The sequence below is a fragment of the Streptomyces sp. NL15-2K genome, assembly GCF_030551255.1.
In the GTDB taxonomy this organism is placed as follows: domain Bacteria; phylum Actinomycetota; class Actinomycetes; order Streptomycetales; family Streptomycetaceae; genus Streptomyces.
The window spans coordinates 3,112,081-3,126,056 of record NZ_CP130630.1 but is presented as its reverse complement, the minus strand read 5'-3'; the positions used below and the strand labels follow the sequence as shown (position 1 = coordinate 3,126,056).

The following is a 13,976-nucleotide window of genomic DNA, read 5'->3' as shown; positions in this document are numbered from 1 at the left end:
TGAGCGCCGGTCAGCCACCTCCTACCCCGTCCGGCGTGCAGGGGCGGAGCCCCGCGGGGGTTCAGGGGGCGCAGCCCCCTGGCGGGGTCGAAGGGGCGGAGCCCCTGGGGATGGGACGGGTAGGGGCGGCGGGGGCGAGGAACACCCCGCGCCCCCCACCGGCGTGCTACGCCGACGCCCGCTCCACCACCCGCGGCCTCAGCTCCGCGTTCTCCAGCACATCCCGAAGGTGCCGCTCCACAACCGGCAGCACCTCGGCGATCGTCACGTCCCGGCCCAGCTCGTTCGCCAGCGACGTGACCCCCGCGTCACGAATCCCGCACGGGATGATCCGGTCGAACCACACGTTGTCGGGGTTCACGTTCAGCGAGAAGCCGTGCATGGTGACGCCCTTGGCCACCCGGATCCCGATCGCCGCGATCTTGCGGTCCTCGCGCCGCTGGCCGGCGTTGGAGGGCGCGTACTCCGGCCCGTTCAGCCGCGGGTCGAACTCGTCGTCGTGCAGGCGGGGATCGAAGTCCAGGGCGAGCCCACCGAGCGCCGGGCGCTGCTCGACCGGGTCGCCCAGCACCCACACCCCACTGCGGCCCTCGACCCGGGTCGTCTCCACACCGAACTCCGCGCACGTACGCAGCAGAGCCTCCTCCAGTCGCCGTACGTGCGCGACGACGTCCACCGGGCGCGGCAGCTTCTGGATCGGGTAGCCCACCAGCTGGCCCGGGCCGTGCCAGGTGATCTTGCCGCCGCGGTCCACGTCGATGACCGGCGTGCCGTCGAGGGGGCGCTCGTTGTCCGCCGTGCGCCGGCCGGCCGTGTAGACCGGCGGATGCTCCAGGAGCAGCAAGGTGTCGGGGACCTCGTCGGCGAAGCGCGCCGCGTGCACCCGGCGCTGCTCGTCCCACGCCTCCTGGTACTCGACGGCGTCCGGACCGAACCCCATGCGGACGAACCGCAACTCACTCACGGCAAGCGCCTCCCTAGAAGGTCGTAAGGCACGAAGGGTGCCTACGCCACTGTACGACTGGCTGTACGACCGCTCGCATGAGTGGCCCGTCCGGGTGACATCCGGAACGCCTGCGTCAGCCTCGCCCAGCAATCCTCACACGATCGGATGAATGAACGTCGAAGTGTGCGATCGACTGCTTACGCTCAGCTACATTCGCGCCGTTCACGAGGCCATAAGGGCTGCTCACAGGCAATCCGGGCACCGCAGGCACCACAGGGCCTCCGCGAGGCCCGAAGGCAGGAGACCGCACCGCAGATGACGGAACGACCCGCGCAGCGCACCCCCAACCGCCAGCTCGCCGCGCTCATCGCAGAAGCGGGGTTCTCCAACGCGGGACTCGCCCGTCGCGTGGACCAGCTCGGTCTCGAACACGGGCTTGATCTGAGATACGACAAGACCTCCGTGACCCGGTGGCTGCGCGGGCAGCAGCCCCGCGGCACCACCCCCGCCCTCATCGCCGAGGTCTTCACCCGCCGCCTCGGCCGCCGCCTGACCGCCCAGGACCTGGGCCTGGACGCCTGCGCCCCGGTCTACGCGGGCCTCGAATTCGCCGCCACCCCCGAAGAAGCCGTCGACATCGTCAGCGGGCTGTGGCGCAAGGACTCCGGCAGCCATGCCGAGCTCCGCAAGATCGCCTTCACTCCGGCCGGCCTGGTCGTCCCCAGCCGCGACTGGCTGATCGGCCGCCCCGACGACAAGGTCGCCCGCGGCGAACCCCCCGCCCGCGTCCCCGCCCAGGGCCGCCCGGCGGTGCCCCGGCAGCGCGGCCAGGCCGAACGCGGCCCCGGACACAAGGTCACCGGCGGTGACATCTCCGCCCTCCGCTCGGTCGGCGAGCTGTTCCGCTCCCTGGACGACATGTACGGCGGCGGCCACGCCCGCCAGGCCCTGGTGCGCTACCTGGAGCACGAGTGCGAGCCGATGCTGCGGGGCGCCTACGGCGAGCAGACGGGCCGCCGCCTGTTCGCGGCGGCCGCCGACCTGACGCGGCTCGCGGGCTGGACGTCGTACGACATCGCCGCGCACGGCCTCGCCCAGCGCTACTTCGTGCAGGCGCTGCGGCTCGCGCAGGCGGCCGGGGACCGGGCGTACGGCAGTTACGTCCTCGTCACCATGAGCCGCCAGGCCGTCTATCTCGGGCACGGGCGCGAGGCCGTGCAGCTCGCGCGGGTGGCCCAGCAGGGCGTCGGCAACAACGCCCCGCCCGTCGTCCAGGCGCTGCTGCACGCGGTCGAGGCGCGTGGGCACGGGGTGCTCGGCGAGGTGCGGGCCTGCACCGGCTCGCTGGTGAGGGCCGAGCGCGCCCTGGAGGCCGCCCGGCCCGGTGACGAGGTCCCGCACTGGGCGCGGTTCTTCGACGAGGCGCAGCTCGCCGACGATTTCGGGCACTGCCACCGGGACCTCCAGCAGTTCCGCTCCGCCGCCCAGCACGCGGAACGCTCCCTGCAACTGCGCGCCCCCACCTACGCCCGCAGCCGCCTCTTCTGCCGTGTCGTCCTCGCCTCCGCCCGCCTCGGCCTGGGCGAACTCGACCAGGCCTGCGCGCTCGGCGCCGAGGCGGCCGGCCAGGCGGCGGAGATGCGCTCGGTCCGGGCGATCGAGTACGTACGGGACTTCGAGCGCAGGCTGGAGCCGTACAAGGACGCGGCACCGGTACGGGGCTACCGGGACAAGGTGGCGGCCTTCGGATAGGGCCTGTCGTCCCTGAGGGGTCCTTGCGCCATGCCCGCCCGGGGCGCGCGCTCATAGCGCGAGGACCCCTAAGCCGCCCGGACCGTCGGCAACGGGTCGGCCACGTGCATCGAGCCCGCCGCTCCCAGGTCCGCCAGGATCGCCGAGGCGGCCCGGTGGGCCGAGTGCAGCGCCCCTTGCACGGTGCTGGTGTCCCGGTGGTCGCCGCACACGTACAGGCCCGCCAGCAGCCGTACCGGACGGCGCAGGTCGTGCGGTGGGCGCATCGCGGGTACCGCCTCGGCGGTGTGGTGCACGGCGAGGGTCTCCCAGCGCCGGGTGGAGGTGCCGTAGAGGCGGGACAGGTGCATGCGTACGGCCGTGTCGAGGTCGGGCGGGGGCGGGCCGAGGACCGTCGACGAGACCAGGGTGCGGCCCGCGGGTGCGCGGGACGGGTCGACCCGGCTGGCCACCGCAGTGTGCGCGACCGGGCCGCCCCGGTCGGCGTCGAGCAGCAGGGACGCGCCCGTCGCCGGCGGCTCGTCCGTCGTGTGGTGCACCACCGTCACCGGGTGGAAGTCCGGCACGCGAAGGCCGGGCAGCAGCTCGGCGGCGGCCCGGGCGTCGGTCGCGAGCAGGACGGCCCGGCAGCGGATCTCGCCGTGCTCGGCGGTGGTCACGGATGTCGTGGAGACCGCGGTGACCCGGACGCCGGTTTGCACGGTGCCCGGCGGCAGTGTCCGCGCGAGCAGCTCCGGCAGGGTCTCGGCGCCGCCCTCCGGCACGCACAGCCGCCCGCGCGCGAAGGCACGCAGCGCGAGGTCCGCGCAGCGGCTGGACGTGGACAGCTCCGGGTCGCACAGCAGGGCGGCGAGCAGCGGGCGCAGGAAGCCGTCGATCGTGCGGGCGGGCACACCCCGGGCGGCGAGGGCCTGTCCGGCGGGCAGTTCGGGGCGGGTCAGGAGGCGCTCCAGGGGCGTGTTCGCCAGCCGGGAGAGCGAGGCGCCGAGGCGGGCCTGGTCGACGGCGGTGCCGAGCGGGGCCGTTCCCCGGGGAGCGGTGCGGGCGGTCCCGGGAGCGGTGGCCGTGACGGGCAGGCTTCGGCTCCTGGGCCCTGATCCCGGCCAGGGGACGCTCCGGCCCCTGACCCCGGACACCGGGCGAGGCACCATCCGGCCCCGCGGCCCCGCGCCCGGCCGAGGGGCGCTCGCCAGGGCGCGCACCGCATGGAGTGCGCCCCTCGCGCTCCCTGCGTTCGCCGGCCCGCCCGCGCGGTGGTGGCGGCCGTCGCTGTGCAGCAGGACCCCCGGCGCGAACGGGCGCAGAACCAGCCCGTCCAGCCCGGGTGTCAGCCGTAGTTCGGGGTACGCCGTGGACAGCAGCTGCCCGATGCGGTCGAGCCGGAATCCGTCGACCTTCTCGGTCGACATGCGGCCGCCCACGCACGGGGCGGCCTCCAGCACCGCGGTCGTCACTCCTGCGCTGGTCAGCCGATGCGCCGCGGAGAGCCCGGCGACCCCGGCTCCCACGATCACGACGTCCGCCTGGTACGCGGGCTCAAGCACGTGCCCCTCCTCGAGGTTGCGCGGCCGGTGGAGACGTGATGCCCCCAACTGCCTCCGGGGATACCCGAGTTCGGCACGAGGGTAGGGCCGTGATCGGTCAGGGGGAGTCGCGCATGGACAGGGCACGGTCGCACGCCGGTCGCATACGGACGCGGCGAGTCACGAAAGCGGCCTCAAGGGTCACAACGCGGCCCGGATCGCCCCCTCGATCTCCGGAAACGCGAAGGTGAACCCCGACTCCAACAGCCGCATCGGCAAGACCCGTTGACTCCCGAGCACATCCCCGGCCAGCTCGCCGAGCACCCCCCGCAGCACGGGCGCGGGCACCGTGAACAGCGTCGGCCGGCGCAGCACGCGCCCCATCGCGGCGGTGATCTCACGGTTCGTCAGCGGATGCGGGGCGGTCACGTTGAAGGGCCCCGCGAGGCCCTCGGTGTCCATGAGATGGCGGATCGCCGCCACCTCGTCGTGCAGCGAGACGAACGACCAGTACTGCCGCCCGTCGCCCATCCGCCCGCCGAGCCCCGCCTTGAACAGCGGAAACAGCCGCCCCCAGGCCCCGCCCCCACGGGCCACCACCAGACCTGTCCGCGGGAACACCGTCCGTACGCCCGCCTCCTGGGCCGGCGCCGCGGCTCCCTCCCACTCCACGCACAGCTCGGGCAGGAAGCCCTCGCCGGGTGGCGCGTCCTCGTCGACGGCCCGGTCGCCGGTCTCGCCGTAGTAGCCGATCGCGCTGCCGTTCACGAACACCCGCGGCGGCTCGTCCAGCGCCGCGACGGCCTCGGCGAGGGCCGCCGTGCCCAGCACCCGGCTGTCCCGGAGCCTCGCCTTGTAGGCGTCCGTCCAGCGGCGCGAGCCCACGCTCGCCCCGGCCAGATTGACCACGGCGTCGCACCCGGCGAGCCCGGCCGTGTCGACGTACTTCCGCTGGGGGTCCCAGCGGACCTCGTCCGGCGTCCGGGGGTCCCGGCGCACCAGCCGCACCACCTGGTGCCCGTCCGCCGTCAAGGACCGCACGAGGGCGCTGCCGATGAGACCTGAGGCGCCGGCCACCGCGATTCGGGAACGTTCCATGACCACCATCCTTGCTCAGCGGCCGCGGAAATCCCCGTAGGGGTCCCGGAACCGCCGTCGTAGGGTGATCGTCATGCCGGATCTGTACATACGCCACGCCACCGCCGACGACGAGGACGCCCTGGGACGTCTCGACCGCGACACCTGGTCCCCGCTGCACGCAGTCCAACCGCGGCCCCAGCCGCCGTACGAGCCCTTCTTCAACGAGCGGTACGGGCCGCGGGACCACCTCGTCGCGGAGCTCGACGGGAGCGTCGTCGGCTTCATCCGGCTGGGCTACCCGACGTCGCTCGCCTGCAACACCCACGTGCGCGCGATCCAGGGCCTCGCCGTCGCCGACGAGGCGCGCGGCGCCGGGGTCGCCCGGGCACTGCTGCGGGCCGCGCAGGAGGAGTCACGGCGGCACGGAGCGCGCCGCATCACCCTGCGCGTCCTGGGGCACAACGCCCCGGCCCGCAGGCTCTACGAGTCCGAGGGTTTCGTGGTGGAGGGCGTCCTGCCCGAGGAGTTCCTGCTGAACGGCGAGTACGTCGACGACGTGCTCATGGGGCGCAGTCTCTGACCTGCTCGGCCGCCGCGGTCGTACGGCGTCTGCGCACCACCACGTAGAGCGGCACCCCCGCCACCACCGCCGCCGTGGCGAAACCGGCGAGCACCCAGCCACGGACACCGGAGTCCCGGACCGGGGCGGCGGTGGCGAACAGCGAGGCCAGAAAGAGCGCACGTGACATGAGGTCACAGGTACGCCCCTCGCGGCCGTCGCGGGCGGCATTGCCCCGTACGAGGGCGAGTGAGCGGGTGGGCTCCTGGATGCGCCTCAGGACGTGACCAGCTCGCCCGTGTCCACCGGTGCCGTCGCGTCCGCCGCGCTCCGGGCGTCGTCCGCGACCTCGTCCGCCGTCAGGACGTACCCCGTCTCGGCGTCCGAGGTCGAGCGGGCGAAGACCACGCCGAACACCCGGCCGTCGGTGGTCAGCAGCGGGCCGCCGGAGTTGCCGGGGCGGACGGTGGAGCGGATCGAGTAGATCTCGCGGACGACCGTCTCGTCGTTGTAGATGTTCTGCCCCCTGGCCTGCACCCGGTTCGCGACCGTCGCCGCCTGGAGGTTCAGATCGCCGTCCTGCGGATAGCCCGCGACCACGCCCGAGTCGCCGCGCCGGGCGCCGTCGTCGAAGCGCAGCACAGGGGCCTTCAGGTCCGGCACGTACAGCACCGCCACGTCCTTGTCCGGATCGAAGAGCACCACGCGGGACTCGTACGACCGACCGACCCCGCCGACCCGCACGCTCGGGTCGTCGATGCCGGCCACCACGTGGGCGTTGGTCATCACATGCCGCGGCGCGTACACGAAGCCGCTGCCCTCGCGGCCCTGGTTGCCCGCGACGCCCTCGATCTTCACCGTGCTCAGCTTGGCGGCGTTCGTCGCGGCCGCCGTCACGCTGTCGCCGGTGGGCCTGGCGACCTCGGCCGTCGACTCGTTCTCGAAGGGGTTGAAGACCTGCGGGAAACCCGCCTCGGTCAGCGCCGAGGTGGCCCGCGAGAACCACGCGGGGGTCGTGTCCGGCATCGCGTCCTGCACCGTGCCGAGCAGCCGTGAGTCCCGGATCGCCGTCGTGACCAGCGGGGACGAGGACGCGGCGAGCACGCTCGCGGCCACCCACGCCACGATCAGCACCGCCACCGAGTTGGCCACGGCCCCGCCTACGCCGTCGGCAACCCTGAGCGGGCCCCGGTCGAGCTCCAGGCGCAGTCTGAGCGCCAGCCGCCCCGCCAGTTCGTGCCCCACCGCGGCCGGGACCAGCACCGTCAGCACCGCGGTCACCGTCGCCGTCGTCGTGCCCGGCGACACCAGGTCCATCATCCACGGCAGCACCCACACGCCGACGACCGCACCGCCCACGAAGCCGGCGAACGAGACAACTCCGGCCACCAGTCCGCGCCGGTAGCCGGACGCCGCGTAGGCGAGGATCACCAGCAACAGCAGGATGTCGAGCAGGTCCACGGAGCCGCCTTTCTGTCGGACCCTCAGGGGGCGTCCCCTCCGTCCCCCTAGTACGCGCGGGACGGGCCCAATGATCAGCCGCACGCGCGGAGTGATCCGGAACCGGCCACGCGCGCGTGCACCTGGAAAAACGTCGCGGACCCGGACGATGGTTCCACCGGGTGGCACAGCACACATCGCGGGCGGAGCGGATCCGGCGGACAGTGGGACCATGCGTGCCCCAAGACCGATCCGGAGAGCGAGAGGACCGAGAGGACGGCGGACACCACGTCCGGTGCGCATACCGGGCGCCGTGCTCGTGCTCCTCGGCTGCCTGCCCGGCCTCGCCGCCGCCGCCGCGCTGCCCCTGTGCGCGGCCGGAATCGAACGCACGGTCGACGCGCACGCACGGCCCGTCGCGGCCCGCCCCGCCGTCGCCCACCCCGCGGCCCGGCCGCACATCGTGCCGAGATCCGCCTGGGCGGTCGACAGCGCCCGCACCCGGCCGCCCCCGCGCTACGACGACAAGGTCGTCGCGGTCTTCGTCCACCACACCGACTCGCCCAACGACTACGACTGCGCCGACGCGCCCCGCGTCATCCGCGACCTCGCCGCCGGCCAGACCGGCACCCGCGAGTGGGACGACATCGGCTACAACTTCCTCGTCGACCGCTGCGGCACCGTCTACGAGGGCCGCGCGGGCGGCGCCGACCGCCCCGTCACCGGCGCCCACACCCAGGGCTTCAACCACCGCACGGCGGGCATCGCCGCCCTCGGCACGTTCACGACCGGGGTCACCGTCCCGCAGGCGATGGCCGACGCGATCGCGGCCCTCGCCGCCTGGAAGCTGAGCCTCGCCGACATCGACCCACGCGCGCGGGTCCGCCTGACCTCCAGCAACAGCCACAGCCGGTACGCGGCCGGCTCCACCGCCGCGCTGCCCGCCCTGGCGGGCCACAACGACGGGTACATGACCAGCTGCCCGGGCGCGGCCCTGAGCGCCCGCCTGCCGGAGATCAGGGAGCGGGCGGCACGGCTGCAGGGCAGGAAGTGAGACCGCAGGAACAGCGTCACAGCTCAGTCCCTGAACCGCTCCCAGAGCTTGGGACAGCGCTCGGCCAGGGCCCGCTCGTTCTCGAAGTCGATGGGCGTGCCTTCCGGCTCCGAGGGTGCGGGCGGGATGCCCAGGTCGGGGGCGACGGTACCGGTGAGCTGCTCGTACGCCTCGTCCGCCGCGTAGCCGAGCTCCTCGCCGTCGCCGTCGATCTCCTCGTCGAAGTCGTCCAGCAGATCGGCGAGCGAGTCCGGGTCGTGCACGCCGCCCTCGTACACCTCGCGGCCCTGGCCGATCAGCCAGCACCGGAAGAAGTCGAAGGCGTCGTCGCTCGCGCCGTCCAGCAGCACCCAGGCGGCGCCCCACAGGTCCCAGGTGTAGGCGCGGTTGTAGCGGGCCTCGAAGTGCCGGGCGAAGTCCAGGACCATCTCCGGATCCAGCTGGAGCAGCCGGTCCACGAGCAGGTCGGCCTGCTCCTCGGGGTCGCCCTCGGCGGCCTCGCGGGTGGCGTCCACCAGCTCCCAGAACTCCGTCTCGTCCATCACGGGTCCAGCATCGGCCCTGGACGGGTGGGACGCACGTGGAGTGTGGCGGATTGTTATGTCCAGTTCAGCGTCTCGGACGGCCGGCCGCGTTACAGCGTCTCGGACAGGCGGCCGCGTCACAGCGTCTCGGACGGCAGGCAGCGTCACCGCGCCCCGTACATCCGGGCCAGGCGTATCGCGTCGCTCGCGAAACGTGCCCGCAGACTCCCGGGCGCCAGCACCTCGACCTCCGGCCCGAGCGCCGCGAGCTGCGCGTGGGCGACCTCCTCGGACTCCACCGGGAGCGTCACCGTCACCCACCCGTCCTCGCCGGGCGCGCCCGCGGCCTCGAGGGCCTCCCGGGCCGACTGGGGTTCCAGGGCGTACGGCAGTGCGCGCACCCCGTCCGCGGACAGCCGTACGACGACCTCCGCGCGCAGGATCGACCGCGCGAACTGCTCGGCCCGCTCGTCCCAGAAGCCCGGCAGATCGAACTCCTCGTCCCGCGCGAACCGCTCCTCGCCGGCCTCCACCGCCGTGAACCGGTCGATCCGGTAGACCCGGTAGGACCCGTGCCCGGCCACCCGCGCGCACAAATACCAGACCCCCGCCTTGAGCACGAGGCCGTACGGCTCCAGTTCGCGCTCCACCTCGGCTTCCCTGCTCCGGTACCGCGTGACGATCCGCCGGTCGTCCCACACCGCGTCCGCGACGGCGGGCAGCAGCTGAGGCGTCTTCGGCTCCTTGAACCAGTTCGGCGCGTCCAGGTGGAAGCGCTGCGCCGCCGTACGAGAGGCGTCCCGCAGGGAGGGCAGCAGGGCCGCCGACACCTTGAGCCGGGCGGCGGAGGCCGCGTCCTCCAGCCCCATCTCGCGCAGCGCCCCCGGCACCCCGGACAGGAACAGCGCCTCGGCCTCGCCGCGGGCCAGCCCGGTCAGCCGCGTCCGGTACCCGCCGATGAGCCGGTAGCCGCCGGCCCGTCCCCGGTCGGCGTACACCGGCACCCCCGCCTCCGACAGCGCCTGCGCGTCCCGGGTGACGGTCCGCTCGGACACCTCCAGCTCCCGCGCCAGCTCGGCGGCGGTCATGGTGGGCCGGGACTGGAGCAGCAGCACCATTTTGATGAGACGGGCAGCACGCATACGGCCATCATGCCGGGGCCCACTGACAAGGAAGGGGGCGGCGAGACGAGGCGCGACAAGGAAGGGGGGCACGGCGAACGCCGTACCCCCCTTCACACAAGAGCGATGCCCTACAGGCCGTACCGCTCCCGCGCCTCCTTCACCGCCGTCGCCTTGACCTCGCCGCGCCGGGCCAGCTGGGCCAGCGCCGCGACGACGACCGACTGGGCGTCGACGCCGAAGTGGCGGCGGGCGGCCTCACGGGTGTCCGACAGACCGAAGCCGTCGGCGCCCAGCGAGGAGTAGTCCTGCTCGACCCACTGCGCGATCTGGTCGGGCACCTGGCGCATGTAGTCGGAGACCGCCAGCACCGGGCCCTCGGCACCCTGGAGCGCCTGACGGAGGTACGGCACCCGCTCCTCGCCCCGCAGCAGGGCCCCGTCGGCCTCCAGGGCGTCGCGCCGCAGCTCGGTCCAGGAGGTCGCGGACCACACGTCGGCCGCGACACCCCACTCCTCGGCGAGCAGCTTCTGCGCCTCGATGACCCAGTGGATCGCCGTGCCGGAGCCCAGCAGCTGGATGCGCGGGGCGTTGGCGACCGGCGAAAGACCCGCCGACTCCGCCGTGTTGAAGCGGTACAGGCCCTTGACGATGCCCTCGTCGACGCCGGCGCCGGACGGCTTGGCCGGCTGCGGCAGCGGCTCGTTGTAGACGGTGAGGTAGTAGAAGACGTTCGGGTCCTCACCCGGGGCCGCCTCGCCGTACATCCGGCGCAGACCGTCCTTGACGATCGTCGCGATCTCGTACGCGAAGGCGGGGTCGTACGTCAGCGCGGCCGGGTTGGTCGCGGCGATGACGGGGGAGTGGCCGTCGGCGTGCTGGAGGCCCTCGCCGGTGAGCGTGGTCCGTCCCGCGGTCGCGCCGACCAGGAAGCCGCGGCCGAGCTGGTCGCCGAGCTGCCACATCTGGTCGGCCGTGCGCTGCCAGCCGAACATCGAGTAGAAGATGTAGAACGGGATCATCGCCTCGCCGTGCGTGGAGTACGCGGTGGCGGCTGCGATGAAGTCGGCCATCGAACCGGCCTCGGTGATCCCCTCGTTGAGGATCTGGCCGTTCTTGGCCTCCTTGTAGTACATCAGCTGGTCGCGGTCGACCGGCTCGTACGTCTGGCCCTTGGGCGAGTAGATGCCGAGCGAGGGGAAGAGCGACTCCATGCCGAAGGTGCGTGCCTCGTCGGGGACGATCGGCACCCAGCGCTTGCCGGACTCCTTGTCGCGGACCAGGTCCTTGATCAGACGGACGAACGCCATCGTGGTGGCGACGTTCTGCGAGCCGGAGCCCTTGTCGAAGGAGGCGAAGGCCTTCTCGGCGGGGGAGGGGAGCGGGGCGAGCGCGTGCGTACGGCGGGCCGGGGCCGGGCCGCCGAGGGCCGCGCGGCGCTCCTGGAGGTAGCGGACCTCGGGGGAGTCGGCGCCCGGGTGGCCGTAGGGAACGACTCCGTCGACGAACTGGCTGTCCGAGATGGGCAGTTCGAGCCGGTCACGCATCGCCTTGAACTCGTCCACCGTCAGCTTCTTCATCTGGTGGTTGGCGTTCTTCGACGCGAAGCCCTCGCCGAGGGTGTGGCCCTTGACCGTCTGGGCCAGGATGACCGTCGGGGCGCCCTTGTGCTCGACGGCCGCCTTGTAGGCCGCGTACACCTTGCGCGCCTCGTGACCACCGCGGGAGAGGTGGAAACACTCCAGGATCTTGTCGTCGCTCAGCAGCTTCGCCATCTCGACGAGCGCCGGGTCGGAGCCGAAGAAGTCCTGGCGGATGTAGGCGGCGTCGCGGGTCTGGTACGTCTGCACCTGGGCGTCCGGTACCTCACGGAGCCGTCGTACGAGCGCGCCCGTGGCGTCGAGCTGGAACAGCTCGTCCCAGGCCGTACCCCACAGCGTCTTGATGACGTTCCAGCCGGCGCCGCGGAACTGGGCCTCCAGCTCCTGCACGATCTTGAAGTTGGCGCGGACCGGGCCGTCGAGACGCTGCAGGTTGCAGTTGATGACGAAGGTGAGGTTGTCCAGCTCCTCACGGGAGGCGAGCGCGAGGGCCGCCGTCGACTCGGGCTCGTCCATCTCGCCGTCGCCGAGGAAGGCCCAGACGTGGGACTGGGAGACGTCCTTGATGCCGCGGGCGGTGAGGTAGCGGTTGAAGCGCGCCTGGTAGATCGCCGACAGCGGGCCGAGGCCCATCGACACCGTCGGGAACTCCCACAGCCAGGGCAGGCGGCGCGGGTGCGGGTAGGAGGGCAGGCCGTTGCCGCCGGCCTCCTGACGGAAGTGGTCGAGGTGCGACTCGTCCAGCCGTCCGTCGAGGAAGGCGCGGGCGTAGATGCCGGGGGAGGCGTGGCCCTGGATGTAGAGCTGGTCGCCGGAGCCGTCGCCCTCCTTGCCGTGGAAGAAGTGGTTGAAGCCGGTCTCGTACAGCCAGGCGGCGGAGGCGAAGGTGGCGATGTGGCCGCCGACGCCGTGTTTGCTGCCCCTGGTCACCATCGCGGCCGCGTTCCAGCGGTTCCACGCGGTGATCCGGGCCTCCAGCGCCTCGTCACCCGGTACGGCGGGCTCGGCGGGCGTGGGGATGGTGTTGACGTAGTCGGTCTCGAGGAGCTTGGGCAGGGCGATACCGGCGCCCTCGGCACGCTCCAGCGTGCGCCGCATCAGGTACGCGGCACGGTGCGGCCCGGCCGCCTGGGCGACCGCGTCCAGCGAGGCCTGCCATTCGGCGGTCTCCTCCGGATCCCGGTCCGGGAGCTGGTCGAGCGCGCTCTGCTGGATGGCGTTGGGGTCGGTCATGTCGCCGCCTTCCTCAGTCGAAGGGGGGTTCCCTATGAGGGGTCTGGGGGGTTGCCCTTGGTCTTTGGCAGGACAGGGCTGAGGGCCTCGGTGCTGTGACACCACGCGGCTTCCACCGCTTGGCCCGTCGGCGACTGTAACTCCCTGATCGATGATCGATCAAAGGGTTGAGAGGCAAAACATCTTGATCACGAGAAAGTAGGCACGGGGTGCCTCCCGCGGCGGCACCGGGTGTCGTTGCCAGTCGTGGATTCTCGCAGGTGAGCGTGCGTTTGAGCGGGGGTCCGCTCAAGGTCACGCACGCGGCGCGCACCCCAGCACATGCGCCTTCACGATCTCGGCGATCCGCGGGTCCCGCCGCTGGAACGCGGCCACCAGCTCTTCGTGCTCCTCCGCATACGACTGCTGCACCGTCCCCAGCCAGCGGATCGACAGCGCCGTGAACACCTCGATGCCGAGGCCCTCCCAGGTGTGCAGCAGCACCGAGTTGCCCGCCGCCCGGACCAGCTCGCGGTGGAAGGCGACCGTGTGCCGCACCTGGCCCGTCCCGTCCGACTTGCGGTCGGCCTCGTACAGGGCGGCGACGTGTGGTTCCAGGGCCGAGCAGTCCTCCGCCAGCCGCCCCGCCGCCAGCTCCGCCGCGATCGCCTCCAGGCCGGCCCGGACCGGATACGACTCCTCCAGATCGGCCGCCGTCAGGTTCCGCACCCGCACGCCCTTGTTCGGCGCCGACTCGATCAGCCGCAGCGACTCCAGCTCCCGCAGCGCCTCCCGCACCGGCGTCTGACTGACCTCCAGCTCGGTGGCGATCCGCCGCTCGACGATCCGCTCGCCCGGCTTCCAGCGCCCGCTGACGATCCCCTCCACGATGTGCTCGCGGATCTGCTCGCGCAGCGAGTGGACGACGGGCGCGGTCATGAGGGCTCCTTAGGGAGGGGCCGCCCATCGGCCCCGCGGGCGTTTGACGTTTAGACAATAAGGCCGCTCGCCCGTCGGGGAGGGGCGCACGGGGGCGCTTTCGCGCAGGTGAGACAAGGCTTACACGCTCTCAGCCGGGTGTCTTCTGTCAAGACGGGGAACCCTGCGGGCTCGATCGGTGTCGCGGTCGGCAGAGGGCTCCCGCCGGGGTGCCCCTCGGTATGA

Annotated in this window: 12 protein-coding genes; 3 read left to right on the top strand and 9 right to left on the bottom strand. The window is 72.7% G+C overall.

Annotated elements, in window-relative coordinates; genetic code table 11:
• Positions 1-166: 166 nt before the first annotated feature.
• Positions 167-964 carry a lipoyl(octanoyl) transferase LipB gene (lipB, locus tag Q4V64_RS13615; RefSeq protein WP_124442869.1) on the bottom strand — a complete coding sequence of 266 codons (798 nt, stop codon included), beginning with the start codon at positions 962-964 and terminating at the stop codon, positions 167-169.
• A gap of 297 nt (positions 965-1,261) precedes the next feature.
• Here lipB and Q4V64_RS13610 point away from each other — a divergent pair, with 297 nt between their 5' ends.
• On the top strand, positions 1,262-2,698 hold the full coding sequence (locus tag Q4V64_RS13610; RefSeq protein ID WP_124442870.1) for a regulator: 1,437 nt from the start codon (positions 1,262-1,264) through the stop codon (positions 2,696-2,698).
• 68 nt (positions 2,699-2,766) lie between these two features.
• On the opposite strand, the gene Q4V64_RS13605 is transcribed toward Q4V64_RS13610, so the two are convergent.
• Together Q4V64_RS13605 and Q4V64_RS13600 are read right to left on the bottom strand one after the other, a co-directional pair.
• Entirely contained in the window at positions 2,767-4,242 is a 1,476-nt protein-coding gene (locus tag Q4V64_RS13605) for an NAD(P)/FAD-dependent oxidoreductase (protein WP_124442871.1), read from the bottom strand.
• A 180-nt stretch (positions 4,243-4,422) separates the two neighbouring features.
• Entirely contained in the window at positions 4,423-5,319 is an 897-nt protein-coding gene (locus Q4V64_RS13600; RefSeq protein WP_124442872.1) for a TIGR01777 family oxidoreductase, read from the bottom strand.
• 73 nt (positions 5,320-5,392) lie between these two features.
• On the opposite strand from Q4V64_RS13600, the gene Q4V64_RS13595 reads away from it, so the two are divergent.
• The gene (locus tag Q4V64_RS13595) at positions 5,393-5,881 is read left to right on the top strand and encodes a GNAT family N-acetyltransferase (RefSeq protein ID WP_172629418.1); all 489 of its coding nucleotides are present in this window, start codon (positions 5,393-5,395) and stop codon (positions 5,879-5,881) included.
• Here Q4V64_RS13595 and Q4V64_RS13590 read toward each other — a convergent pair.
• Both Q4V64_RS13590 and Q4V64_RS13585 read right to left on the bottom strand, forming a co-directional pair.
• A complete protein-coding gene (locus Q4V64_RS13590; RefSeq protein WP_124442874.1) occupies positions 5,862-6,050 on the bottom strand; it encodes a hypothetical protein in 189 nt (62 codons plus the stop codon). The two genes, Q4V64_RS13595 and Q4V64_RS13590, sit on opposite strands and share 20 nt — an antisense overlap.
• A gap of 86 nt (positions 6,051-6,136) precedes the next feature.
• Complete coding sequence (locus Q4V64_RS13585; protein WP_124442875.1) at positions 6,137-7,321, bottom strand: MarP family serine protease; 1,185 nt, start codon at positions 7,319-7,321, stop codon at positions 6,137-6,139.
• Between the two features lie 70 nt (positions 7,322-7,391).
• Between Q4V64_RS13585 and Q4V64_RS13580 the strand changes: the two genes are divergently transcribed.
• Positions 7,392-8,354 carry a peptidoglycan recognition protein gene (locus tag Q4V64_RS13580; protein ID WP_253267230.1) on the top strand — a complete coding sequence of 321 codons (963 nt, stop codon included), beginning with the start codon at positions 7,392-7,394 and terminating at the stop codon, positions 8,352-8,354.
• A gap of 23 nt (positions 8,355-8,377) precedes the next feature.
• Here the strand turns inward: Q4V64_RS13580 and Q4V64_RS13575 are convergent, their stop codons facing one another.
• From Q4V64_RS13575 to Q4V64_RS13560, 4 genes are all read right to left on the bottom strand, one after another.
• On the bottom strand, positions 8,378-8,896 hold the full coding sequence (locus Q4V64_RS13575) for a DUF4240 domain-containing protein (RefSeq protein ID WP_124442944.1): 519 nt from the start codon (positions 8,894-8,896) through the stop codon (positions 8,378-8,380).
• A gap of 146 nt (positions 8,897-9,042) precedes the next feature.
• On the bottom strand, positions 9,043-10,020 hold the full coding sequence (locus Q4V64_RS13570) for a YafY family protein (RefSeq protein WP_124442877.1): 978 nt from the start codon (positions 10,018-10,020) through the stop codon (positions 9,043-9,045).
• A 110-nt stretch (positions 10,021-10,130) separates the two neighbouring features.
• Positions 10,131-12,833: a pyruvate dehydrogenase (acetyl-transferring), homodimeric type gene (gene aceE, locus Q4V64_RS13565; RefSeq protein WP_124442878.1), complete on the bottom strand. Its 2,703-nt coding sequence runs from the start codon at positions 12,831-12,833 to the stop codon at positions 10,131-10,133.
• A gap of 294 nt (positions 12,834-13,127) precedes the next feature.
• Positions 13,128-13,751 carry a GntR family transcriptional regulator gene (locus Q4V64_RS13560; RefSeq protein WP_124442879.1) on the bottom strand — a complete coding sequence of 208 codons (624 nt, stop codon included), beginning with the start codon at positions 13,749-13,751 and terminating at the stop codon, positions 13,128-13,130.
• Between the last annotated feature and the right edge of the window lie 225 nt (positions 13,752-13,976).